The organism is Vibrio sp. DNB22_10_4 (genome assembly GCF_052879755.1).
In genome coordinates this window covers 1,698,266-1,723,805 of the sequence record NZ_JBNNXW010000001.1, presented here as the reverse complement: position 1 = coordinate 1,723,805, position 25,540 = coordinate 1,698,266, and the positions used below count along the sequence as shown (strand labels likewise).

Annotated in this window: 20 protein-coding genes; 8 read left to right on the top strand and 12 right to left on the bottom strand. The window is 45.8% G+C overall.

Annotated features, from left to right (window positions below; translation table 11 throughout):
• Positions 1-168 precede the first annotated feature (168 nt).
• Positions 169-1,545, top strand: a complete 1,377-nt coding sequence (locus ACVA6Q_RS07390) for an aldehyde dehydrogenase (protein WP_446647071.1) — start codon at positions 169-171, stop codon at positions 1,543-1,545.
• Between the two features lie 91 nt (positions 1,546-1,636).
• Here the strand turns inward: ACVA6Q_RS07390 and ACVA6Q_RS07385 are convergent, their stop codons facing one another.
• Positions 1,637-4,996 (bottom strand): glycoside hydrolase family 3 N-terminal domain-containing protein, encoded by a 3,360-nt coding sequence (locus ACVA6Q_RS07385; RefSeq protein ID WP_446647070.1) that lies wholly within the window; start codon positions 4,994-4,996, stop codon positions 1,637-1,639.
• A 599-nt stretch (positions 4,997-5,595) separates the two neighbouring features.
• On the opposite strand from ACVA6Q_RS07385, the gene ACVA6Q_RS07380 reads away from it, so the two are divergent.
• Together ACVA6Q_RS07380 and ACVA6Q_RS07375 are read left to right on the top strand one after the other, a co-directional pair.
• Positions 5,596-6,342 carry a sugar nucleotide-binding protein gene (locus tag ACVA6Q_RS07380; protein WP_446647069.1) on the top strand — a complete coding sequence of 249 codons (747 nt, stop codon included), beginning with the start codon at positions 5,596-5,598 and terminating at the stop codon, positions 6,340-6,342.
• Positions 6,343-6,375: 33 nt separating this feature from the next.
• Positions 6,376-6,687 (top strand): hypothetical protein, encoded by a 312-nt coding sequence (locus ACVA6Q_RS07375; protein ID WP_446647068.1) that lies wholly within the window; start codon positions 6,376-6,378, stop codon positions 6,685-6,687.
• Between the two features lie 43 nt (positions 6,688-6,730).
• Here ACVA6Q_RS07375 and ACVA6Q_RS07370 read toward each other — a convergent pair whose 3' ends face one another.
• Together ACVA6Q_RS07370 and ACVA6Q_RS07365 are read right to left on the bottom strand one after the other, a co-directional pair.
• Positions 6,731-7,426 carry a response regulator gene (locus ACVA6Q_RS07370; protein ID WP_446647067.1) on the bottom strand — a complete coding sequence of 232 codons (696 nt, stop codon included), beginning with the start codon at positions 7,424-7,426 and terminating at the stop codon, positions 6,731-6,733.
• A gap of 23 nt (positions 7,427-7,449) precedes the next feature.
• Positions 7,450-8,829 (bottom strand): ATP-binding protein, encoded by a 1,380-nt coding sequence (locus ACVA6Q_RS07365; RefSeq protein WP_446647066.1) that lies wholly within the window; start codon positions 8,827-8,829, stop codon positions 7,450-7,452.
• A 662-nt stretch (positions 8,830-9,491) separates the two neighbouring features.
• On the opposite strand from ACVA6Q_RS07365, the gene ACVA6Q_RS07360 reads away from it, so the two are divergent.
• The gene (locus ACVA6Q_RS07360; protein WP_446647065.1) at positions 9,492-10,868 is read left to right on the top strand and encodes an aldehyde dehydrogenase; all 1,377 of its coding nucleotides are present in this window, start codon (positions 9,492-9,494) and stop codon (positions 10,866-10,868) included.
• 125 nt (positions 10,869-10,993) lie between these two features.
• Here the strand turns inward: ACVA6Q_RS07360 and ACVA6Q_RS07355 are convergent, their stop codons facing one another.
• Positions 10,994-12,988, bottom strand: a complete 1,995-nt coding sequence (locus tag ACVA6Q_RS07355) for a DUF3466 family protein (RefSeq protein WP_446647064.1) — start codon at positions 12,986-12,988, stop codon at positions 10,994-10,996.
• Positions 12,989-13,090: 102 nt separating this feature from the next.
• Positions 13,091-13,333, bottom strand: coding sequence for an EF-hand domain-containing protein (locus ACVA6Q_RS07350; RefSeq protein ID WP_353498879.1), 243 nt, complete (start codon positions 13,331-13,333; stop codon positions 13,091-13,093).
• 655 nt (positions 13,334-13,988) lie between these two features.
• On the opposite strand from ACVA6Q_RS07350, the gene ACVA6Q_RS07345 reads away from it, so the two are divergent.
• On the top strand, positions 13,989-15,512 hold the full coding sequence (locus ACVA6Q_RS07345; RefSeq protein ID WP_446647063.1) for an Lcl domain-containing protein: 1,524 nt from the start codon (positions 13,989-13,991) through the stop codon (positions 15,510-15,512).
• A 38-nt stretch (positions 15,513-15,550) separates the two neighbouring features.
• Here ACVA6Q_RS07345 and ACVA6Q_RS07340 read toward each other — a convergent pair whose 3' ends face one another.
• The 3 genes from ACVA6Q_RS07340 to ACVA6Q_RS07330 form a co-directional block, all read right to left on the bottom strand.
• The gene (locus ACVA6Q_RS07340; RefSeq protein ID WP_446647062.1) at positions 15,551-15,736 is read right to left on the bottom strand and encodes a hypothetical protein; all 186 of its coding nucleotides are present in this window, start codon (positions 15,734-15,736) and stop codon (positions 15,551-15,553) included.
• 109 nt (positions 15,737-15,845) lie between these two features.
• A complete protein-coding gene (locus ACVA6Q_RS07335; RefSeq protein ID WP_446647061.1) occupies positions 15,846-16,793 on the bottom strand; it encodes a DUF1989 domain-containing protein in 948 nt (315 codons plus the stop codon).
• 268 nt (positions 16,794-17,061) lie between these two features.
• Positions 17,062-18,084, bottom strand: coding sequence for an AraC family transcriptional regulator ligand-binding domain-containing protein (locus ACVA6Q_RS07330; protein WP_446647060.1), 1,023 nt, complete (start codon positions 18,082-18,084; stop codon positions 17,062-17,064).
• A gap of 96 nt (positions 18,085-18,180) precedes the next feature.
• Here ACVA6Q_RS07330 and ACVA6Q_RS07325 point away from each other — a divergent pair, with 96 nt between their 5' ends.
• Together ACVA6Q_RS07325 and ACVA6Q_RS07320 are read left to right on the top strand one after the other, a co-directional pair.
• Positions 18,181-18,921 (top strand): SDR family NAD(P)-dependent oxidoreductase, encoded by a 741-nt coding sequence (locus tag ACVA6Q_RS07325; RefSeq protein WP_446647059.1) that lies wholly within the window; start codon positions 18,181-18,183, stop codon positions 18,919-18,921.
• Between the two features lie 9 nt (positions 18,922-18,930).
• Complete coding sequence (locus ACVA6Q_RS07320; RefSeq protein WP_446647058.1) at positions 18,931-19,680, top strand: DUF1989 domain-containing protein; 750 nt, start codon at positions 18,931-18,933, stop codon at positions 19,678-19,680.
• A gap of 273 nt (positions 19,681-19,953) precedes the next feature.
• On the opposite strand, the gene ACVA6Q_RS07315 is transcribed toward ACVA6Q_RS07320, so the two are convergent.
• The 3 genes from ACVA6Q_RS07315 to ACVA6Q_RS07305 all read right to left on the bottom strand — a co-directional run bounded on the left by ACVA6Q_RS07315 (position 19,954) and on the right by ACVA6Q_RS07305 (position 23,997).
• The gene (locus tag ACVA6Q_RS07315; protein WP_446647057.1) at positions 19,954-21,177 is read right to left on the bottom strand and encodes a DEAD/DEAH box helicase; all 1,224 of its coding nucleotides are present in this window, start codon (positions 21,175-21,177) and stop codon (positions 19,954-19,956) included.
• Positions 21,178-21,335: 158 nt separating this feature from the next.
• Positions 21,336-23,072 (bottom strand): gamma-glutamyltransferase, encoded by a 1,737-nt coding sequence (gene ggt / locus ACVA6Q_RS07310; protein WP_446647056.1) that lies wholly within the window; start codon positions 23,070-23,072, stop codon positions 21,336-21,338.
• Positions 23,073-23,220: 148 nt separating this feature from the next.
• Positions 23,221-23,997: a sulfite exporter TauE/SafE family protein gene (locus ACVA6Q_RS07305; RefSeq protein ID WP_418642552.1), complete on the bottom strand. Its 777-nt coding sequence runs from the start codon at positions 23,995-23,997 to the stop codon at positions 23,221-23,223.
• 226 nt (positions 23,998-24,223) lie between these two features.
• On the opposite strand from ACVA6Q_RS07305, the gene ACVA6Q_RS07300 reads away from it, so the two are divergent.
• Positions 24,224-24,742, top strand: coding sequence for a DUF2058 domain-containing protein (locus ACVA6Q_RS07300; RefSeq protein ID WP_446647055.1), 519 nt, complete (start codon positions 24,224-24,226; stop codon positions 24,740-24,742).
• Between the two features lie 122 nt (positions 24,743-24,864).
• On the opposite strand, the gene ACVA6Q_RS07295 is transcribed toward ACVA6Q_RS07300, so the two are convergent.
• Complete coding sequence (locus tag ACVA6Q_RS07295) at positions 24,865-25,497, bottom strand: DUF3299 domain-containing protein (protein ID WP_446647054.1); 633 nt, start codon at positions 25,495-25,497, stop codon at positions 24,865-24,867.
• Positions 25,498-25,540 lie beyond the last annotated feature (43 nt).

The window sequence follows — 25,540 nt, the reverse complement described above, 5'->3', positions numbered from 1 at the left end:
CTAATTTATAGTCATTCAATAACGGCAAGCCAAATCACTCCGTTCCGTGATAGAGCAAACATAATCCATCGTTATTAAACAGTAAGCACAACAAGAGTTCCGTCTTTATAAAGCCTGTCTCTATAAAAATAGTTATACAGACCATTCATTCTTCACGAGGTAATCATTATGTCTTTTGATATCAATAAAGCTAAAGGTGTATTCGCAACAGTGGACGCTGCGATTGAAGCAACTCATAAAGCGCAAGTTGAGTTCTACGCAACGTCTACAAAAGAAGGCCGCGAAGCTATCCTTACTGCTATTCGTGGTGCAGTTCTAGCTAAAGCAGAAGACTTTGCGAAAATGGTTCGTGAAGAAACGAAGCTAGGTCGTGTAGAAGACAAAATTGCTAAGCACCAGCTAACGGCTGCTAAAACGCCTGGTACTGAAGTTCTAGAAACGAAAGTATGGTCTGGCGACAACGGTATCTCTCTAGAAGAGCGCGCACCTTACGGTGTTATCGGTGCGGTTACGCCTGTCACTAACCCAACTGAAACTATCGTTAACAACGCTATCTCTATGCTAGCGTCTGGTAACGCGGTAACGTTCAACGTTCATCCATCTTCAAAAGTAGTGTCTGCGGTAATGATCGACATGATCAACAAAACTATCGTTGAAGCAGGCGGTCCTGAAAACCTAGTCACTATGGTTAAAGAGCCAACACTAGAAACGCTTAATGAAATCGCTAAGTCTCCACTTATCAACATGCTTGTTGGTACGGGTGGCCCAGGTCTAGTTAAAGCAATCCTACAATCTGGTAAGAAAGGTGTAGGCGCTGGCGCTGGTAACCCACCAGTAATCGTAGACGCATCTGCTAACCTAGACCTAGCTGCGGCTGGCGTTTACGGCGGTGCATCTTTCGATAACAACCTACTATGTATCGGTGAGAAAGAAGTATTCGTTGAAGATGCAGTCGCTGACGAGTTCCTAGCTAAGCTAGAAGCAACGGGCGCTTACGTTCTTTCTGCAGAAGAAGCTGAGAAGCTAACTGCACAAATCCTAACTATGGACGAAATCGACGGTGCTAAGCCATGTACTGCGCAAGAAATTGCTCGCGTATGGCACCCAGTTAAGCAACATGTTGGTCAAGACGCAGGTGAAATCCTTAAGTCTATCGGTGTTGAATCAGAGACTCGTCTAGCGGTTATGGTTGTTGAGAACGATCACCCTCTAGTACACGTAGAGCAAATGATGCCAGTACTTCCAGTTGTTCGTTGTGCGAACATCGACGAAGCTATCGAGCGCGCAGTAGCTGCTGAGCGTGGTAACAAGCACTCTGCATGCATCTACTCTGGTAACATCGAGAACGTCACTAAGTTCGGCCGTGCTATCAACACAACTATCTTCGCTCACAACGGTCCAACACTATCTGGTGTAGGTTACAACGCTGAAGGTACTTCAACGTTTACTATCGCAGGTCCTACAGGTGAAGGTATCACAAACGCGTACTCGTTCACTCGTGCACGTCGTTTCGCAATCGCTCAAGGCGGTCTGCGTATTGTTTAATAGGCAGTGAGTGACGCTTTAGAGTTGTTATCGACTCTTCTTAAGTAGTGATAAAAAAGCCGAGCTTCAAAGCTCGGCTTTTTAGTGTTAATTACTTAACAAATTTTATGTCGACAATATCAAACTCAAAACCTGATTGAATATTTGCCCATGCAGGGAAAACACTGACACCTTTTATGGTCCTGGCATAGTATGCACTTCCAAATTTCTCAGCGATCGTCGACATAGGGATATCGACGCTGATTTCTTGATTCAGTACTAAGCTATTTCCTTTTAAAGCAGGAACATGGATATCGCCTGTATCGCCAGCGGCGTTACTCACCTTAACCGTCAGGCCAGTATCGTCTACATTGCTATCTTGTTTCTGCTCACCCAACGTTTTGACGTTAAGTACAAGCCTGAGAGCTCCGGTATCATCGAACTGGTCAAGGTTTTGTTCAGTGAAGTTGATATGCAGAAGTCCTTTATAAGACTCAGGGTTACCAGATGCGTAGCTGATACTGTAGGTTCCATCTTCATTTACAGCAGCCATCATATGACTTTCGCCATCTGGAATAGGCCCCCAACCATCAGTGTTGTATTGATCGTTAGTATCAAGTGTTGCTGAAAAGTCAGAAAAAATACTATAGTCATTGCCCGTAAGAGGCGGCTGAGCTTCGTCTAACATGTCTTCGCAGGATACCGCGTCCGTCGGTAGACCATCGGGTTGTGGAACATAGCGAATTTTGCCTAAATCGAATGATACAGCTTCTTCTGAATACAGTAGAAACGACGTATTTAACATCTGGAATGACATCCCGGTATCTTTTAAACACTGAAGAGGAACCTTGACGGTTGACCAGTCTGAAGATGGGGCTGGTAGGACTTTATGAATATTGACTTCGCCTAGGCACGGCCATTCACAATGCGTTGATAGTACAAGGCTTTGTGGGGCAGTCGTATCCATTCGAATATCAAACTCTAGTGTTGAGTCGGCATTCATATATCGATTGTAGTCTGCGCCTTTTTCGTCAGGCAGCTGCATGTAGACTTGAGCCGCCGAGTTACCAACGTAATCGCCAGTTTCGCCACTAAATTCGACATGAATAGCTGACTGCTGCATCCCGTCATAGTTGATTCCCGTTGTCGTCACCGAGCCGATAGTTGTCGTATCTTTGCTGACGGCTTTTGCTGCCCAACCGTTTGCAGAACCAGACATTCGTGCAACGAATTCACCTTTGGCATCTTTGCCAAAGATTTCCAGCGGAAACTCAGCAACTCCATTGTCAGGCTCTGTCATACCACAACCGAAGTCACGTGGGTCGAGTGGAATGTCATTCAAGTCTTGGAAGCGCGCAGGGAAATCAGTTTCGCCAGCGTAATTTAGGCCATAGCCGTAAGGGAATAATGGCGCATGTTCACCATCCAGCTCTTGTTCAATGAGTTCTCCGGTAATACCATCGATTGGCGTATCATAACTAGGGATGTTTGGCGCATGTCGGTTTATGGTGGTGGAGCATTTCATTGCTCCCCATGAATAGCTGAGCTTCCCTTTAAAATCTGCGTTATTTTTGGCAAACAAGACATCGGTAATACCAAGGCCTTCAGTGCCTGGTAGCCATGCCGCAACAAAGGCATCCGAATCATTGATCTCCTCGTTGACATAGAGTGGGCGTCCAGAGTAGAAGACAGTGACAACGGTGTAGCCTTCTTCTTTTAATGCTTTGATTGTTTCCAAATCTTGGGCATAAGACGCTTTTAGTTTCGAAAACTCCAGAGTCTGTGACTTACTAATATCCCCAAACATTTCTGCATAAGGATCTTCACCTATTACCACAACAGCGATGGCTTCTTCTGGTGTTGTGTCTGTAGCACTGGTGAACACATTCTCTTGGCCAACTTCTTGTTGCATAGCCATCAGAAGGGTCTGTGCATTCGGGAAGTCTTTCTCTATGGTGTTACCATCGCCTTGCCAGGTAAGCGACCAACCACCAGTCTGCTTGGTAATATCGTTGGCGGCAGAGCCGACGACCAAGTATTTGGTATCGTTTTGGAGGGGCAGGGTATTGTTGTCATTCTTTAACAATACTAATGATTCAGATACCGCTTGTCTTGCAATGGCTATGTGCTCAGGAGCGCCTAATACATCTTGTTGACCAGCGATGGAACGCTCCGATGGCATCGGTTTTTCCCACAAGTTGGCACGCAGTTTTACACGCAAGATACGAGTTACGGCATCGTCGATTCTTGAAAGCGGTATGATGCCTTCATTCACTTGGTCGATCACATTTTGGTAAAATGCTTTCCAATCTGAACGAGATGTCACCATAAAGATATCGTTACCGGCAATCACGGCCTGAGGACAGTCGGCGGCTGAGCAATTATTAATTTCTCCTTGCCCATTCCAGTCTGTGACGACAATACCATCAAAGCCCATTTTCTCTTTGAGAACATCATTGATGAGATATTTGGAACCGTGAATTTTCTGGTTTTGCATATAATCATCACCAGCGTCCGGATCGAGGTAACGCGTGCCTACCATTGGGTCGTAGTTATTTGGGTTCCACCAAGAGTTGAATGAGGACATTACAACCTGTGCACCCGCATTTAAGCCACCGAAGTAACCCATTGCATGAATGTTGCGCAAGTACTCTTCGGTATAGCGATTTTGACCATGATCCACACCACCCAGAGTACCCCCGTCTCCAACCCAGTGTTTTACGTTCGAGATGACGTTTGTGTCTCCTTTTAGACCCGTTTCACCCCCTTGGATCCCTTCTACCATTCGACGAGCATATTCATAGACAATTTCTGGATCTTCAGAGTACCCTTCGTACACACGACCCCAGCGGTAATCTCTTGGGGTGGCTACCGTCGGAGCGAAAGTCCAGTCTAGACCTGTTGCTGCAACTTCACGAGCAGTGGCTGCACCAATAAGCTCAATTAAATCTGGGTTTCGAGCTGCGCCTAAACCTATGTTATGGGGGAACACGGTTGCCATGAATACATTGTTGTGACCGTGAACTGCATCGGTTGCCCACATAAATGGAACGCGGAATCCTCTATCCGAGTAAGCGCTTTCTAGAGCAAGCCAAAATTTATCAGCCTCTTTTGCCCAGTCTTCCGCCGTAGAGTATTTGTTGTCGCCGGGGAACCCGCCACCACCATTCAAAATGGAGCCCAGTTTGTATTCTCTTGCTTCTTCAGGCGTTACCTCGCGAAGATCTGGTTGAACCATTTGGCCAACTTTTTCTTCTAGCGTCATCATAGCCAGTATTCTTTGTACTTCTGATTCAATAGCGGGGTCTTGCTTGATAACACTGTTTACATTGCTCCACTCTGGGAAATATGGAATCGATGTATCACCTGGTTTATTGCCACTTTCTGAATCCGTACTATTTGAGTCATTGCATCCAGAAACCAATGCGAGGGAAACAATGATGCTAATGAGGGTTCTTTTATTACTTAGCATTAAAATGCTCCTTGTAATTATTTATTTTAGGTTGTGCTACAGGGGTTTATTTAGGCTATCGAAATAAAAGGTTGTTAATTGTGCACTGTATCACGAGAAAGCGTCCAACTTGTTTTTCTACTAAAATTAACAAAGAGGCAGGTGGTTTTTCTTTTTTTAAATCAATATTTAAGTTGATTTTTATGTGGATTTACTAAGGGGTTTTCGGTGTGGTTTGTGACTTTTGTTCAGTGAGGTATTCTGTATCTGTAATGTAAAAATAAATAAACATTATGATTTCTTTGGGCTTTGTCTAATGGAATTAAAGATAAATTACTTGCCGTTACATGCTGTTACGTAGTTAATGAAATTTAGAAAATAACCATACTGTTTGGCTTTAGAGGTTGTTAGAAGTGTATATGTCCAGTGAAAGGCTTTCATATTCGCTTGTCAAACAGTGGTGAATAAGTTTGTTATGGTAAGCGGCCTTTTTTCTGAGTAAGTTTGCTTACTAGTTGCCCGTTCATGAGTTTGCCGGTCACCACAGAGCTTTGTACAGCACTAAAGATGCTGTGATTAACTAGGCTCTAGCATAAACACACTAATCTATGGAATGTATAATGAAAACAATCCTAATGACCGGACTCACCGGCACTCTTGGTCCTAAAGTCGCAAAACAGTTTTCTCAGCGAGGCTGGCATGTCGTAGAGTGGAATCATCACCAAGTTGCGCCTGATAGCGAACAGGACAGCAATACGTTCTGGCAAAGCCAAACGATTGATGCCGTGTGTCACATGGCGATGGGAAGTGAGGAGTGGGCAGCATGGCTTGCCAAGCGCTGTGCACAGCAAAAAATCCCTTATCTGTTCGTCAGCACCGCTATGGTGTTTGATGCTGAAGTGGATGGTCCTTATGGCATCTTCAATGAGCGCAATACAAAAGATGACTACGGTCTATATAAAGTGCGCTGTGAAGATGCGATTTGGCGGATGAATCCAGATGCTATGATTGCGCGAATTGGTTGGCAAATCCATGATGAAGCCGTTGGCAATAATATGCTCACACACCTTGAAAGGCAGCAGCGAGAAGATGGTTTAATTAGCGCTAGCCAAAGTTGGTATCCAGCTACGTCTCATATGGACGACACAGCCATGGGCTTTTTGCAGCTTATCGAAAGAAACGAGCCTGGTCTTTACCACCTTGATAGCAACGCCAATGACCGCTTGAGTTTCTATCAGTTGGTGTGCTTGCTGAAAGAACACTACAAAACGGAGTGGAAGGTAGTAGCGAATGATGCCTATCACCATGATCAGCGTTTACGAGATGAGCGTATTGCGTTGCCGCCACTGAGCGCGCGTTTTGGTTAAGCAGACTGAATTTGTGCATTAGCGATTTGAATATTGATAAATCTTCAAATCGTGATCAAAGATAAAGATCCTCAGCGCAATACTGGAATATATTACGCTCATCATCGCCTGAGAATCCCTATCTTGAAAACCAACAATGCCCTACATCAGCCGCACATTCAGCAGCATTTAAAGGACACCACCAAGTACATTAACGGCTTTTTGAAATCGAATGGGGGTGGTGCTACTGCCACCTTGGGTAGCCAAAACGACATTAAGATTAAGAATGAGCAAGGGGTGTTGGTGAAAACCTATCAAGGTGAACAGATAGCGCACAAAAAGCCGGGTGTGGATACATACGCCTGAGAAGCGACTGCATCCGTTAGTTGGACTGCGTATGGCGCGAATATTAATCTTGGCTTGTCTCGATAATTTCAAACCGATACCCAACGCCATAGATGGATGTTATCCAGTCGAACTCCAAGTTAACTGCGAAGATCTTTTTACGAAGATTTTTGATGTGGCTATCAATTGTTCTATCGGTAACGACACGTCCATCAGAGTAGATTCTATCCATGAGTTGGTCGCGATTGAATACGACACCCGGGTGGCGATGAAAGTGAGCAAGTAGTTTGAACTCAGCTGGCGTCAATGGCAGAACCGTGCCTGTGACGGTGGCTTTCATTAATTGTTGGTCTACGTTCAGCAATGGATTCTTGTCGGCATCCAACGTTTCTTGGCTCGATTGAGAACGACTGCGGCGCAGGACATTTTTGACGCGCGCTACGAGCTCTCTTGGGCTGTAAGGCTTGCAAATATAGTCATCAGCCCCTAGTTCTAATCCAACTAAGCGGTCTATTTCGTCGACTTTTGCTGTTGCCATCATGACTGGCACGTCATTAAAGGTTCTTAGTTCTCGATAGATATCGAGACCATCTCGGTTCGGGAGCATTAAGTCGAGAATGATCAGTTCCGGTTGATTTTCCTTTACCCAATCAATCACTTCGTTACCATCGCCAATCATGTGGGATTCAAAACCACTGTGATTAAGATAGTCTTGGATAACTTGAGCAAGCGATGGCTCGTCTTCAACGATAAGGATCATAAAACCTCTAAATCAGTTTCTAATTATTGTTGTTTTGGTAAGCGTACTACGACTTTCACGCCACCTAAAGATGAATGGCTGGCCTCTATCGTGCCTTGATGTGCTTCGACGATATTCTGGCAAATTGCTAACCCTAACCCTGAACCACCACTTGCGCGACTTCGTGAACTGTCTACGCGATAGAGGCGATCGAACAATTTGGGCAGCGATTCATCAGGTACCCCAGGAGCGCTGTCTTCGATGATAGCGACCAGTTCATTCGCTTTTGACCGCAGAGTGATACGAATATTCCCTCTTTCATTGGTGTATCGAAAGCAGTTCTCGAACAGGTTTTGAAATACCTGTTGTATCAGTTTCGCATCCACATACACCGACGTATCGATGCTTGAGGAGTACTCCTTGGCTACGTTTAAGCTTTTTGAAGCAAATCTGAGTTCAAAGCGAGCAAGTAAATCATCCATGATGTCTGCTAGAACGACGTCGTTTCTGTGGTTGGTTCGAAATGCACTATTACTGGAAATCGACAGTGAATGTAAGTCGTCGATAAGCTGTGTAAGGGTCGTTACCTGAGCATGCAGTCCTTCTAGGTATTTGGTTTCCATTGGTCTGATGCCATCTTGCAGTGCTTCAATTTCTCCCCTAAGCACAGCGACGGGTGTTCTAAGTTCATGAGAAATATCAGAAAGCCACTGCTCTCGAATCTCCTTTTGCTTAGCCAATGATGCGGCCAGAAGATTGAATGAGGAAATCAGATCCGTCAGTTCATCATTACCGATTTGCTCAATACGGTGATCTAGGTTGCCGTTAGCAATTTCTGTAGCTCCTCGGTGCAGAGCGCCTAAAGGAGTAAGCAGGTACTTAACCGTGATGAATGCAATTATTAGCGTTAGAACAAATGCAGCAACAGTCGCAGTAAAAATGTTGGCCGTTTGAGAATACATAAAGCTTTCAGCTAACCTATTTGAGACTTGGCGGCTTTGTAATACAGCTAGCCAGCCTATCGTGTTGCCTTCTTTTACTATTGGTACTCGGCTAAAAAATTGATCCTTGCTTAGTTCGTCCTGGTTAACGTTGTGTCTGAAAAGCGGTTCACCATCTTGATCGAGAATGTAGATACGCATGCCTAAAGGCACGAAAAGAGCCGAGTGAGATCGACTGTTATCACGAACTCGAGGTAAGTCTGGTTCAACACGCCACGGATCCCCTGGTCGAGGTTTGGGAGGTGGCATTTCGCCGATTTGTTGTATAAGTGACCCGAAAGCTCTGGGTGAGCGCTGAAGTGGATGCCAGCCATCAGTATCTGAATAGAGTCCTGCGACGCTCTTTGCTAGGGTTTCAACTTTTTGTAATTCTTCTTGGTTCAAGTAGCTTTGTAATTCTACTTTGAAACTGGAATTGATCATAAATGCCATAGAAAGCAAAAGTATCAAGCTCGAACTAAATAGTGAGATGAAGAGTTTTTGAAACAGGGTAATTCGCATATTCGTTATGGCATTAAATATCGTGGCTCAATTCTATAACCCTATTATGGAGAAAATGTGCAGAAAGCACAGTTTGCTTTGACGATAGCTTGAATTTGGTGGTTTTTTTGATCGGATTCACTATGAGGCTTACTAATAATATGCGCCATAGTGCATTTGCTGAGGTCTTGGTAAGGTCTGTGATGTATCTTAATTGCATCCTATAGTCAGTTTGTAAACAAAGACTTAAATCATAACCGCTGCCAATGTATGGTGAGTTACTGTTACGTTCTGTCCTTAGATAAGTAACACGTTTTGTCCCGCACGCCAGTCCGATTGAAGCGTGAGTTAAGCTAACTTCATGATCTTTGGTAGCACTTTTATGTTTCCCTTTCGAGGTAAAAAACCGTCAAGTAACATACTTGGTCAAATTAGGTATCTTGGTCAATAAACTTGACGCTCAGTGACATAGTTTGGGTGAATGCTTGGGTTAAATTAGCATCATCTTGAGGCGGGCAATAGACCTAGCCAACAAGCTAAAAAGAGCAATCTAGGCGACGATAAAGCCCAGCTCTTATAGCACCAAATCTCACGAGGTAATTACTATGTCTTTTGATATCAATAACGCTAAAGGTGTATTCGCGACAGTGGACGCTGCGATTGAAGCAACTCACAAAGCTCAAATCGAGTACTACGTAAACTGTACCAAAGAAGGTCGCGAAGCCATCATCACCGCGATGCGTGGTGCAGTATTAGCGCGTGCAGAAGACTTTGCAAAATTAGTTCGTGAAGAGACAAAACTAGGCCGTGTTGAAGACAAAATCGCTAAGCACCAGCTGACAGCAGCAAAAACGCCAGGCACTGAGATCCTAGAAACTCAGGTTTGGTCTGGTGATAACGGTATTTCTCTTGGTGAGCGTGCACCTTACGGGGTGATTGGCGCAGTAACGCCAGTGACTAACCCAACAGAAACTATCGTCAACAACGCTATCTCTATGCTAGCAGGTGGTAACGCAGTCACGTTCAACGTTCACCCATCATCAAAAGTTGTGTCGGCGATGATGATTGACCTTCTTAACGAAACGATCATTGCAGCAGGCGGCCCAGAAAACCTAGTGACTATGGTTCAAGAGCCAACACTAGAAACGCTAAATGAAATCGCGAGCTCGCCACTAGTGAACATGCTAGTGGGTACTGGTGGTCCGGGTCTAGTTAAGGCTATCCTGCAATCTGGTAAGAAAGGTGTAGGCGCAGGTGCTGGTAACCCACCTGTTATCGTTGATGCTTCTGCAAACCTAGACTTAGCAGCTGCAGGCGTATACGGTGGTGCTTCTTTCGATAACAACCTACTTTGTATCGGTGAAAAAGAAGTATTCGTTGAAGAAGCCGTTGCAGACGCGTTCCTAGACAAGCTTGAAGAAGTTGGCGCATATGTTTTGACAGCGGAAGAAGCTGAGAAGCTAACAGAAGAAATTCTAACACTAGACGAGTTCGAAGGTGCGAAACCTTGCACTGCACACGAGATTTCTCGTGTATGGCACCCAGTTAAGAAGCACGTAGGTCAAGATGCGGATCAAATCCTAAAGTCTATCGGCGTTAAGTCAGACACTCGCCTTGCAGTAATGTTGGTTGAGAACGACCACCCACTCGTACACGTAGAGCAAATGATGCCAGTACTACCAGTGGTTATCTGTAAAGACATCGACGAAGCGATTGAGCGTGCGGTAGCAGCTGAGCGTGGTAACAAGCACTCTGCATGTATCTACTCAGGCAACATTGAGAACGTAACTAAGTTTGGTGGCCGAATCAACACCACTATCTTCGCACACAATGGTCCAACGTTATCTGGTGTTGGCTACAACGCAGAAGGTACGTCAACGTTCACTATCGCAGGTCCAACAGGCGAAGGTATTACTAACGCACTATCGTTCACCCGTGCACGTCGCTTCGCGATTGCTCAAGGTGGCCTACGCATCGTTTAATCGACAGCGAATAACCGAATATCTCATCACTCTTCCCAAGCGATGATATATCTAGCCGAGCGAAAGCTCGGCTTTTTTTGATCTTCATCTAGGCGAAGTGACATATCAGTAAATTGGTTGAGCCGTTATAGTGTGAGTGACGGTGTACCATCAATGAGGTTACGCCACCAATCTCGCACGACCCTGAATGCCAGTAACAAAAAGAGGCCCATTAAAGTCATACTGCCGCCTTCTCGGGTAACGGTAGCGGTGTTTTCCGATCGGCTCTGAATATCGCTGCTGGTAGCTCCCTGTATAGGGATGAGTTTTACGGCGACAACGGTTTCGGCTTCTATTCCGTTGCCACAAGTGGCGAAGTGATCCGTGGAGTCATAACCCGAAGCGCATTTGATGGCTGTCGCTGAAATCACTCCTGCATCGTTGATGTCTGATGCAGTGACAATACGATAGGCATTGTTTAAGTCACTGTAACTGCCTCCATTGGTGAGATCATCTAGCCACCATGCGCGTGAGTTGAATAGAGTCATGCGCGATTCATCGCTTCCAATGCCATTGTAAGGAAAGATGTAGCCTCGACGGCGACGTTGCGGCCCATCAATTTCGGTATGATTTTCAGCATCCACTTCACCAACGATTTCGTTATGTTGGTTGATTGCATTGGCATGCCCTCCAGCACCGACAAAGAAAATCGACTGTGACAGTTCGCTGAAATAGGTCGCTGATGGTGTGGATTGTCCGGCGTCAGCAATGAACATCCGGTTTGCTGCAGCACCACCCTCAGGTACACTCCCCAAACGCTTGGTTTCGCCAATAACAATCAGCTGGGAGTTAATATCTGTAGCGACAGAGTTGCTGTAGTAATAGCTATCGTCGTACTCGAGTTTGGCATTGCTAATAAATACCGATGTCCAGGCGTTTTCTTCAACAGAGAAGTCATCGGTGGTGGTTGGCAAGTATACCGCCGCTTGCATGATGAGATTGTCATCAGCGAGATCGGAGTTGAATCCAACCAATACAGGCAAACCTAAATAATGACTGTCACTGCGTTCGACAATGGTTGCGGCTCGAATGCTGGCCTGTGCTGATGCATAGTTATAGTTGTCATAGCTTGTGGCCCAAGAGCTGGCCGGAAAGCGAGTTTTACCATCGTCGGCCAGCGACCAGATAAAGGCTTGTGTCGCAAACCCAAAGTGCTGGCAAGCACTGGATAGGATAGGATGTTCAAGCTCTATACAGCCACTAAGATCTAGTGAGTTATAGTACTTTGAGGTGTCTGAGTAATCGAAGGTCGCGACCGAGGCACTGCCGACAACATAGGTCTGACTGTCCACACCATTGGCGGGGTAGGTAAAGCTATCAAAGGCAATGGTTGAACCCATGTCTTCAACCATTAACTGCTCACCCTCGGAGTCCGCAAAGCTCAGAGCTGAATTGGCAAGCGGTTCTAGGGATGTGGTCTTTCCATCGGAAAAGACAAGCCCGCGGCTGCCATAAGGCTGTACATAATACCCTTCATAGTCAAAATAGCCGCTACTGCTATTAGCGATGATATGGCCTGCGGAGTCGATAGTACGAGCTTTTATGTCGATGGTGCCTTCGACTGCAAATAGCATCTCTTCATAGCCAGAAGGGATGTCAGGGTCGATGTCCAGTGGCGAGTCGTATTCCATAAAGGAGTGGTAGAGCGGTGTGTAGCTTGCGTTGTAAAACGCATCTTGATGGTTTTCGAGACCGCCAATGTCTGTACTGGCATCCCCATACCACCGATTGTTCGCCCATGCCTCACAGGTTGCGTAGCCTAACTCGCTGTCACAATAATCGTAAAGATCATCATAATCGAGATAGTAGAAGTGGTTATCAACGCCAAAAGCGACCTCTTGGTCTAGTGGTATTCCCTCCATACCATTCATGCTATAGCCAAGCGCACTGTATTGGCTGTCAGTACAATTATCTTCAAAACACCATTCTGATGAGGAAGGTGCGATGGCTGTAGAATAGTATTCGTTAGCTTCAGTAGCAATTGAGGTGTCTACCTCTACCACACGATAGAGCGCTGCGGCGCTGGTAAAAGAGTAGGTAAGCAGAGTGCAAACCAAAGGGAAGTGGACAACTTTGGACACGTATAAACCTTATTTCCATATAACAAATGAACACATAGCTTTTTAGGCGCTATGTTGTAGTTAGAGCCGTTGTAGTTAGAGCCGGTTTTGAAAGTCACCGTCTCAGCTGCGACGTTTAGGTGGTTCGGGTAGTTCCGATTCCGATAACGCGCCATCACCATCACTATCAAGCAGATCCAACTCGTCCAATAAACGGCCTTTGAGCTCATCTTTTGTCAGTAGCCCATCACCGTTTGCATCCATTTCCTCAAAGGAAGGCGGCTTACGGCGTTCTTCCTGAGCTTGAGCGGGGTGATATGCGCCAGCAAGCAGCAAAGCGCTTAGAGCGAGAGCAAATTTCTTCATGTCAATTTCCCTAAAAATCAAAAGTGAATGTTCATTGTGTCGCCTGATTGAGCAGAGAAAGTGAGACGAATGTGTAGAAAATAAGGAGAAAGCAAAGGAGGACATAGGATGCGCGTTAATTGACTAAAAAGTTCAACCATTGGGCGCAGACTATAAAAACTCGGACGACGGTTTCTATCGTCAGAACACCTAATATTCCAGCACCAAAAAATAGTGAGCCACCGAATACAATTTTCGAAGGGTTTTTCATATCAATTTCGTTTCCTTGTAGAGCGTTATGTTTAGGTTCTGTATCGATAAACCGTTTTGTTCACTAAAAAGATAACCCGAGTGCGTGTTTAACAAATGCGCTCAGAACCAGTGAAGGCAATATCGTGAGAACGAGTAGGGAAAGTAGAAAAACCAATACTCTGTCCATTTATCATTCCTTGATAGATCATTGATAGATCATTGATAGCTGATTGATTAGTAAGCTAATTAAACAATGTGTAGGGAGTATGAAGAAAATGCAGATGTTGACAGAAAATTGTGTCGTTTGAGCGGGGGCGAATCGGTGTTTTTATTATCTCTATATTTTCTGCACATTTCGGATTCATAGTAGTGCGGTCGAAAAGAATGACCTCAAGATTAAGTCGTTCGCTTATTAGGAGGCACTATGAGCCAGTCAAAATTAATTCACACGTTTCTAAGACTTAACCGCTGCATGTTTCGTTTAGTAAAATTGTCGGCGGCAATTGCACTATTGGGTGTCAGTACACACTCGTTTGCCCAATTAACCTATACCATTGTTGATACAAACCAAACTGAATGTTCAGGCGATTCTCTAACAATGGGTTCTTGTCGAAGTGAGCGAGCGTTTGGTCAAGATGCGCAATATCAAGGGTATGTTCCCAGCTATACCGCTCATGGCGATGGCACGGTAACAGATAACAACACGGGGTTAGTGTGGGCTCAAACGACGGACCTCAATGGTGATGGAAAAATTACCGCCGACGATAAAGTCACTTACGATCAAGGTATTGCGTATGCTTCTAGTTTAAAGCTCGGTGGACACAACGATTGGCGCGTCCCAACCATTAAAGAGTTGTATTCTTTAATGTTGTTTGATGGTGAAGACCCTAGTGGCATCAATGGTGCTGGCACTTACTCAATTAGGCCGTTTATCGACCACTCTGTATTTGGCTTCGAATCTGGTGATATGGACGCCGGTGAGCGGTTGATTGACTCTCAATACCTAAGCTCTACCAAATACGTATCAACGACTATGAATGGTGATGAAACGATTTTTGGCGTTAACTTCATTGATGGACGAATCAAGGGTTATGGCGCGACATCTCCAAGAGGGGGTGAAAAAACGTTTTATCTTCTGACGGTAAGAGGTAACAACGATTATGGCGTCAATAACCTAGTTGATAACCGTGATAAGACAGTCACAGACAAAGCGACTGGCCTGACGTGGCAGCAAGGTGACAGCCAGCAAGGGATGGATTGGTTTAGTGGAATACAGTACTGTGAAAATCTAGAGCTTGCAGGAAAAAGCGATTGGCGAATGCCAAATATCAAAGAATTACAATCGATTGTGGACTATTCTCGCTCCCCGGATACAACCAGTAGTGCAGCTATTGATTCTGTATTTGAAGCCAGCACCATCATCAACGAAGGTCAAAAAGTCGATTACGCGAACTACTGGAGTAGCACAACACACGCGAACCTAAAGAACACTAATAATGCTGCTTATATCGCATTTGGGCGTTCTTTAGGATACATCAATGGTGAATGGATTGATGTGCACGGCGCAGGCGCTCAGCGTAGTGACCCGAAACAATACAACGGTGTCGACTATCCACAAGGACATGGACCCCAAGGCGATGCGGTTCGTTATGAAAACTTCGTTCGTTGTGTGACCGACCAAGATACTCAGTATGTGCAAAACCCAACTAAACTAGAGCGAGAAACTAAGCAATACACGCTTTCTGGCAGTGCCACGAATGCTGATAGTCAAAAAAAGGATGGCAGACGAGGGCGCAATCCAATGGCAGATATGGACAGTAATGGCGATGGGAAACTATCAAAGTCTGAAGTGCGGGGGCCGCTAAGAAATGACTTTTCTCGCATCGACCGTAACAACGATGGTTTTATTTCGGGAGATGAGATACCGCAACGTCCAGTTAGAAAGTAAGGCTTTATAGGGCAGAGCTTTGAATCGAAGCTCTGCTTTCAAACCATCTCTAAACATCGACTTCTCTCTCCAGCGACAGAGCCAACAAGGCCTCCCATAAGGGCGCCATCGATCGCGTCAGTAAGTGGTGTGCTGTAGCAGTCTTCGATTGCTAAGCTAGGTTTTGTTATGAATGCGGCACACAGAGTGGCTACCGCTAGGATTGGGAATCTTAGTTTGATCATTATGACTACCTTGGCAAATTGAGATTGGCTGTAGGAAATTCAGCTATCCCTTAACCCGGCGCGTAGGCCGGGAGGGGAGTTGGATACGCCAGATTTCCAGGAGATCCGATTACTTTGGAGAAACATCCTTAGTCATGATGCGATCCCACACTTGCTTCTCCCAGCCTTGGTTGTTCATGCCTGGGTGGTTTGGCTTGATACCAGTGTCGAATACCGAGACATAAACCGGGTTTGGACGTGCCTCCGGGAATGGCAGCTGTTGGTCAGCATATGGGCAGTTAGACACGACGAAGTACTGATCTTTCTCTGCGTAGAACTCGACGGCCGTGCCGTCTTCCACGGCTGGTGCCGGGGCGAGTACGCAGCGGGTGATATCACCATCCATTTGCGTGAAACGGTTGGGTTGGAAAATATTCACATCATTACGGTTCGCATGGAAGATAGCCGTTTCTCTGCGCTCTTGTTCATCTTCGATAGCGGCAATCGCTGGGACACGTAAGAAGCCATGTAGGAAGTTTTCATTGCATGAGTTCACGTTGCCTTCTTCACCGTAAAGCATGGTTAGCCAATCAGCGTTGCAGTGTGCTGCGTAAAAGATGTGTGTGAATCCCTCTTCCAGCTTTTCGTAAGGGAAGTTGTCATACACCAGCGTTGCCATCTTCTCCATTTTGTGACGTTGTGACCAGACGCCACTATTTTTGCGAAGGTTCAGGCCTTCTAGGGCAGTCGTGTTTAGGTGATCCGCCCACTGTGTCAGGTCTGGAGTAATCATCTGTACGTCGATAATTTGTGTGCGACCATTGTGGCGGCTTGGGTTATTCTCAAAACGAATGACCTGGCCTGCCTTGACAAAAAAGGCGTTGCCAGTATGTGCTTCTAGTAAATCATCGTAAACGTGGGTACGCGTGCCGTTTTCTTTGGTAGCGCGCACTGCATCATAAAAGTTGAGATCAGGCGCAGCCATACGCTCGTAGGTTTTTGCTGGGTCAGCATCTTCGTTGTATTCGAATGTGCCGTTTTGGTTGATTTGCGCTTCGATCTTTTTGATATCAGACATAATAAATTACCTCGATTAAATCGCGCTCCCTGCCTGATTAAACTGCGCTGCTCCTTTGTGCTTCGCTACTAGATTACGTTCTTGGCTCAATGAGTTGCTGTAACTCTGTGCCGTTGATGTAGCTAACTTTAATGTGGATCATCACGATGAGCAAAACAGTAAACTGTCATTTATTTTTAAGGTTTGGGATTATTGAGTGTAAGTTCATTATGCATAACTGCTAAGGAAAGCTGACGTTCGGTGACGCTTCTAATGGCTATACGAACTTTTACGCTTTATTCAAGCGCCTAAGATGACTGGGCGTCATAGCAAACCAGCGCTTGCAAGCTCGGCAGAAATTCGCGCTGTCACTAAAACCAAGCCAGTCGGCAACGGTTGCTAAGGGTAGTGCTGTCATTGTCACGTAGTGATAGCAGACCAGCATATGCACCTCATCTTTCATGGTTGTTAGACTCTTACCGTACTTAGCGAGACGCCGCTTCATCGTTGCGACACTACAATGATGCTGCGAGGCAAGTTCAGGTAAGGTTATTTCTGCGCTACGCTGTGCTATTTGATCGTAAATTGAATGGTATATCTCTGATAGAAAACGGTTTTCATCATTGCCTTCTTGATCGGACCAAGAGTCAAATAACGCGGTGATCAATGGTGAAGATACCCCCATGGGTCTTGACCAATCTGAAGTCGATAGCTCGATGTAAGTGCAGGGGGCGCAAAACTCAATATTGGTGCCAAACACTTTATTCAGATGTTGACTGTTGCCTTGTTCCGGTGCTTGTAAACACACTCTGGTCGCATGTAGTTGAGTTTGTGTTAATTGTATAAGCAGTTGCCAACAAGCCATCAAGGCGTCTTCATACTGCCACGCAAGGATGGATTGCTCATCTTCGAACTCAATATAAAGCCTTCTGGAGTCTTCACAGAGTTTTACCTGAAGAATGGCTTCAAACTGCGGAGTATAAAGAGAGATCAAACGCACCGCGCTGGCTAAGTCTGGAGCGCTTTGTAGAGCGATATTGAAGCGACCAAAACTTTCCACCGAGAAGAGCTGCCCCAATGCAAAACCGGCATGGCAATGTCCAGCATGTAACAACGATTCGATGGACTCCCTTTGCAGTGCCACTAGAGTGACAATATCGATACGCTGTTGTGAGATCAGCAGTTGTTCTACCTTAATAGATACCGCGTTGACCACGTGGTAACGCCTAAACAGCTTTCGTAGGTTTTTTAGCGTCTCTTTATTGTAATCATAAGGGGTAACTAATGGTTCTACTGCGCTAATGATATTCATGATATGGAATTGCAATGATGAGCCATAGGGACAACTATAAACGATCTTAGTGACTTATAGTAACCATAGAAATCGAGATAACCACAGGGGATTATTATGAAAGTTGCAATGGTGACAGGCGCGTATCAAGGAATAGGCTTAGCAACATGTGAGCTACTGATGGAGCAGGGATACGCAGTCGTCATGGCTGACATTCAAGACTGCTCAGAAAAAGCGCAAACGTATCGAGACCAAGGTCATGAGGTGACCTCAGTGGCACTCAACCTTGCTGATAGCAGTACTTTTTCATCTGTATATCAGATCATTGAAGCGACCTATGGTCATTTAGATGCACTCATCAACAACGCCGCTATTTTGAAAGATTTTGGTATTGGTCCTATTGAACTTCAGGAAGAGATGCTTCGTGAAGTGCTAGAAATCAACCAAATTGGTCCGTTTTTGTTGACACAAAAACTGATTCCATTACTCAAGAAATCCGAATCACCGCGCATTGTGAACCTCTCGACACAGGTGGCACAGCTTGCACAGTTAAGTGATATGGATTCGCCGTTGAAAGACGATATCTGCTCTGCGTATCAAATGAGCAAAATTGGTGTTAACGCCAATACCGTCTTGTTCGCTAAAGCACTAGAGCCGTTTTCGGGCAAAGTAAATAGCTGTTGCCCTGGCTGGGTCGAGACAGACATGAACCTCGATGATCTGCCTGATTATGGTGACTCACAAGCGAGACCTAAAACTGTTAGAGAAGGGGCGGACACTTCTGTTTGGTTAGCAACACTCACAAAAGAAGGACCCACTGCTGGCTTCTTCACAGATCGTCAACGTATTGATTGGTAGGAGAGAATGATGTCTAAAACAGTCACGAAGCAAAGCGGCATGTTGATGGGAACACCCATAGCCTCAAAATATCTTGAAATGACAGAAAAACGTGACCAGTTGCGTTCTGTCTCAAAGGGTTATATTGAGCGCCATAGCGGCAAAGCCTTTAAAGTCAGTAAAGGCCAAGTGTTTCGAATTATTCAATCTGATGGCCCGCAAATTGGTGATGTTTGGGTATTCAATCAGCATGACCGTACTGAGCACTTTATGGGGCATACGACGTTCCTATATGAAGGTGCGTATTTAGCCCAATACAGCCAATTGTGGTCTTGTATGCCAAATGTTCGTCCTATGGCAACAATGCTGGTGGAACACTCTGGTAACCCAACGCTACAAAAAAACTTTCATAACCACGTTGCCTTAGGTGGTCACTGTACCCAAGCGCAGTGGGAAATGTTAAGCGGTGTCAAAGGGCATAACAGTTGTCACGACAATGGTATTCAGGCCGTGTCTGAGTATGGTATGGGTGAGCAAGATATCATCCATGACAACTTTATGGTATTCCAGCCGAGCTTTATTCAAATGGATGGCAGCGGTGATAGCATGCCAAGCCAAAGTAATCCGGGTGACTACGTTGAATTTGTCGCAGATATGGATCTGTTGGTTGCGGTTTCAGCCTGTCCAGTTGGCGACTACTCGGTGCCGATGACTGAGCCTGAAAAAGTGAATGCAAAAGGGCTCGGTTATGAAATCCTAGAATGGTGTGAAGCGGATTAGTTGGTATTGCTCGATAAGCTCTAAATATGGCATCTTGCCCCACGCCGAGCGTCAACGCTCCCCCAAAAAAGTCATTCCCTTTGAAAAGGGAATCTCAGTCAGCGCGCTATGAATGTAACTAACGTGACTGTGCAGTTAGCTAAGCGCTTTAGGAGATCCTCACTTTTGTGAGGATGACGAATTAACGGTGAGCTGATATTCGCGTTAAAACAAGAGGCCAAAGTCCAGAAGGTTGTTAACTTAAACTCTGGCATACCTTCGCTCCAAACCCATTTAAGAGCGCTTAGTTCTGCCCTGGAACTGTTTAATGCTCTTCTTTTTGTTGGTTCTGCGATTAGCTTGCTTATCTCTAGGAGCTCGCTTGCTTTCGCCAGACGAAGGCTGGTCGGTAACAGGAAAACCATCCAACTCTTGTAGCGCTAGTTCACGTTGAGTCACCTTTCTAATAGCGGTCAAATACTCTGTCTCACCGTGACACACTAAAGAGACCGCGATACCTTCTTGTCCTGCCCTTGCAGTGCGACCGATTCTATGTACATAGGTCTCTGCGTTTGAAGGTAACTCAAAGTTTATCACTACAGGTAATTGCTCTACATGGATACCGCGTGCAAGTAAGTCTGTGGCGATCAGCACGTTGATTTGTTGCTGCTTGAACTGCTCAAGAGTAGCCTCTCGCTCTGCCTGATCTTTGTTGCCATGCAGTGCCGCCGTGTTTAGCCCAGCTTTGTTTAACTTCTTACAAAGTGCATCAGCGTTATCTTTGGCACCAATAAATACGAGAACCTGACGCCAGTTATGACGGCTGATTTGGTCAATCAGCGCTTTGGTTTTGCTTCCCTTATTAACGAGATAGAGCGTTTCTTCTATAGCTGGCTCTGCATCTTCCGTTTTCTTCGCTTCAATGAGCGCTGGGGAGATAAGCAGTTCTTTGGTCTTGCTCTCAAGCAGCTTCGGGAAAGTAGCAGAGAACATCAGTGTTTGACGCTTTGCTGGCAGCATCTCGATGATGCGTTGAACGTCCGTCCAAAATCCCATTTCTAACAGGCGATCGGCTTCATCAAGAACCAGCTTATTAATGTTACTGGCCGTTAGCGCGTTTTCAGCGAGCAGTTCAAGCAGGCGACCTGGCGTTGCGACAATTACGCTTGGCTGATTGGCAAGAGCCGCTTTTTGCTTTTCTTTGTCTACCCCACCGCAAATGCAGATTGATGTCAGCTCTGTATGTTGAGCAGCCAGAGATAGCGTGTCATTGACTTGAGAGGCAAGCTCGCGAGTAGGCACCAGTATAAGCGCCTTTGATGATGTTTCGAGAAGCTGTTCTAACAGTGGTAAGCCGTACGCCAATGTTTTGCCGCTTCCTGTCTTAGCGATAGCCAATACATCCTGCTGATTCATAATCGCAGGAATCGCGAGTGTTTGAATTTCTGTTGCTGAGCGAAATGTATCGGGCAGCGCTGCCATCAATTTTTGGCTTAGAGAGAATTGAGAAAACGGCATAGTGTTGGTCTTAACCTTTGTTGTGCTAGTTGGGAAGCGGCGTGCACTTTACCACAGAATAGTGATGAGTTTATCTGTGCAGCCTATTTGCGTCTTTGACAACCTAGCCGTTAACCCTGTAAAAAAGGCTAAAAGCACCTGCTTTTAGCCTTCCGAGATTAATCCCCTAATGAGGTAGAAGCCCTGCGTCGATCCGTTGCGCCATGCAGCATTCCATCTTTAACTTCAATGGCATTGAGGCCACTGACCACTGGGATAACGTGAACCTTGTAGCCCATTTCAGCAAAGCTAGGCACCATAGATTCGGCGAAAGTGCGTTTTTCGACCAAAAGACCTGTTGGGTTGTATGGCTTAGTACGGTCAATTTTAGTGCCGTATTGGATGTTCGGCAGGTCAATCGCATCTTGAGCAGATAGGTTCCAATCGACAATACCGACAATGGTTTTCAGTACATAACCCGGAATTTGCGAGCTACCAGGGCTGCCAACGACGAGTCGTAGGTTATCGTCTTTGTCGAACACCATTAGCGGGGTAATGGCAGAGCGAGGACGTTTGCCTGCTTCAATGGCGTTTTGTACCGGTTTACCCTTTAGACTTGGAATCGACGAGAAGTTGGCCATCTGAGCATTGAGCAGTACGCCATCTACCATGACGCCAGAGCCCATACCCGTGCCGACGGTACTGGTCATCGCGATGGCATTACCTTCGCTATCGACAATAGAAATGTGTCCAGTATCTTGGCTTTCAAAGCCTTCGTGTGCAGCAGGTGTCGCTACCTCGGGTAATCCTGGTTTAATGCTCTTACTATCACCTGCGCCTTGTTCTGGAATCATGTCAAAGCGATCATCGATATAGTCTTTATCGAGCAATGCTTCAACGGGTGTATCTACATAGCTTGGGTCGCCGGCGTAGGCAATGCGGTCTTCTTTGGCAAGGCGCATCGCTTCAACCATCAGTCGCCAAGGTTCTGCTGTGGTGATTGGCATTGAAGCGATATCGTATTTTTCAAGCATGTCGAGAGACTGGGAGACCAATACACCACCAGAAGCAGGATAGCCGAACGAGATAATGTCATTGCCACGGTAGCTTGACTTAACGATGTCGCGCGTCTTCACGCGATAGTTAGCAAAGTCAGTGAGAGAGAGTTTCGCTTGGTCTTTTTCGAGGCGAGCGTTGACCGTATCGACGATGTGCTTTGCAAGGTCTCCTTGGTACAGATAATCAGCACCTTGCTCGGCAATGGCTTTAAGTGTTGTCGCCATGTTAGGGTTGGTCATGTTAGTGCCCGTTGGGCGGATGGTATCGCCTTCCCAGTAGAGCGCTTTTATTTCTGGATCATGGATAAGTCTGGTTTGTTCACGCACTACGATGTCATAGGTGTAGCTGTTCATCGAATAGCCGTTTTCAGCGTAATTGATAGCTGGCTGTATAAGCTGTTTCCAATCCAGTTTGCCGTGCTTTTCGTGAGTGTGTTGAAGAAGCTTAAGCGTACCTGGAATTGCCACGGAGCGAGGACCCAAAATGTCGTCGCGGCTAATCGCCTTACCATCTTTATCTAGAAACATATCTGGAGTGGCACTGGAAGGCGCTTCATCACGGCCATCGTAAGCGGTGAAGGATTTAGCTTTGTTATCGTAATAGAGAGCAAAGGTGCCACCGCCAATACCCGTCATATCAGGCTCTACTACTGACATCACTAACTGCATAGCGACCATCGCATCGACCGCGTTACCGCCTTGTTTGAGAATGGAGTAGCCCGTGCTGGTCACATAAGGGTTGGTGGCACTGACCATAAAAGATTTGCCAGTGTCGTTGGGTGCAGTAGGGAACGGATCAGGCTGCGCCGTTACCGAGCATGAAACAAGCGTAGCGATCAACGCGATACGAAATGACATAAAAGCCTCTAAACGATGTGTCATGGATACAAATAAAGATAGGTGCTATCAGTAACATATCCACTTGATGCTTGTTTGACCGTTAGGTCATGGCTTTGTTATCACTTGGTCAGAGCCTGATGAAGCAGGTCTTGGTAATAGCTTGGCATTATAGATAGGTGTCGTAGAAGAAATAACAGGTAATGGCGATAGAGCTTAACGTGACAAAGCGTCGCACATAGATTTGTGGTAGCTGTCTTGAGAGGTTCGCCGCGACATACCCGCCAGTGAGTGTACCAAGCATGACAGCGATGCCAGAATACCAATCGATAAGGCCATTAAAAACAAACAGCACGATGGCAATTGCGGATGCGCAGGTTGAGATAAGGAGTTTCAAGCCGTTCATCAAATTGATGTCTTTGTAGCCAGCAACCGCAAGGTAACTTAGGCCAATAACCCCAAGTCCCGCGTTGAAAAAGCCGCCAAAAACACCGACAAGGAATAAAAACAGCGCAAGTCCAAACGCGACTAACCCACCAAGGTTACGATGGCTACTCGCCATTTGCAGCCGAGCATTAATACGATCGCCAAAAATGAACAGCAAGGTGGCGAACAGTAATAACCAAGGTATCGCGCTGACAAACTGTTGCTCTGACACAATGATCAGTAAGTAGCTACCACTTATGCCTCCGGCGATACTGAGTAACACCACCTTAAGTAAATTGCCGCGGTCTTTAAGCACTTCTCGGCGAAATGCATAGGTGCCACTCAAATAACCAGCACAAGCGGCGAATGTGTTGGTCGCGTTAGCGACAATTGGCGGGATACCGATAAACAGCAGTGTCGGAAAGGTAATAAAGCTGCCACCGCCGGCCACTGAATTGAGTACACCGCCGAAGACACCAGCAATAAACAGTAAAGCAATCTGTGATAGGTCGAGCAGCATAATCGGTAAAATTAATGAGATGGGGAGTGTTTGCCAACATAGCTCAAACCTAACTCATTCTCAAAGCCGACATTCTGAAGCGTGATCTATGAGTCATCACCCTCCAGTATTGGACAGTGCGTATGTGGGCGCAAAATCGAGGAGATTCTCGCGGTTTGCACTTGCTCTTGCTGAGCTTTCTTGGGATCATGCCAACAATTGTGAAAACAAACTAGGATTGCATTCCATGTCGAAACTAAGCCTTCAAGAGCAGATGCTAAAAGCTGGTCTGGTCAACGAGAAGAAACTGAAAAAAGCCAAGAAAGGTTCGAAAAAATCACGTGTTCAAGCGCGCGAAGCAAAAGCTGCAGTAGAAGAAAGTAAAGCGGCACAAAAAGAGCGTGACCAAGAGCTCAATAAGCAGCGTGACGAAGAAAAATTGAGCAAAGAAATCAAAGCTCAGGTTAAGCAGTTGGTTACCCTAAACACTATTGAACATGGTAACGGTGACATTAAATACAACTTCACAGATGGTACCTTGGTTAAGTCGCTTTACGTTACTCAAGACGTGCGCGACCAGTTAAGTAAAGGTCAGCTGTCTATCGCCCGTTTGGATGAAGGTTACGCAGTGATCCCAACGGTCGTTGCCAAGAAGATCGCCGAGCGTGATCAAGAGACTGTCATCGAAAATGACGTGAAAGAAGAGATCGTCGAAGAAGATGACCCATATGCACAGTATGTGGTGCCAGACGATCTGATGTGGTAATACTCGGATGCAACTTAAAGCCCAATTACTTCTTATCACTAGTGGTTAATAATATTGGGCTTTTGTTGTTTAAAGCGCTGCTCAAGCCGTGCTTCAGGGGTATGAGCGCCTCTGTGGTTAATCTAGTGGTAATCCTTCACCAAAGACGCATTCATGGTATACCCCATAGCTACATCTGTATTACCGTCAACAAGATAAACATTGTCAGTTTCTAACTTCGACGAAATTACACCCTCAACCCAAACTGGATACTGCACAGTCTCAACTTCATACCCCTCCGGGTAGGAGACACGTACGATTTGGTTTGCCGGAGGAGGAGGCATATGAATACAGGCACCCGCTACAGGTACCAGTAAAAACTCTGTAGCGACCAATGGCGCAGAAAACTCAACAGGAACAAGAAAGCCGGGAAGACGTACCTTTTGACCATCAAATTCAGTAGTAACGGTTTCTGCCATTTTTTGTTGGTTTTCGATGTATTCTGCACGCAGTTTTAACAACTTATCGGTATCAAGCCCATCCGCTTTTAAGTTCTCTTTTAGTGCAGCTAAATCAGCGGCAGCCTCTGGATCATCGTATTGGGACAGAGTAAAGACTTCTTGTAATGCTAGGCGTTGTTGGTAGGTGAGCTCTGGAAGTTCAATCTGAGTTTTTGTCTGTGGTGGTGCTAGGTCTTTCCATTCTAGTGAGGTCGGTTCACTAGAGAAGCCAGAGAATGAAGTCACAGACACTAAGAGAACAATTAATCTTTTCAAGGCTAGGGGTCACTTCTAGGTTGGTGATCAATAGTCAGTCACC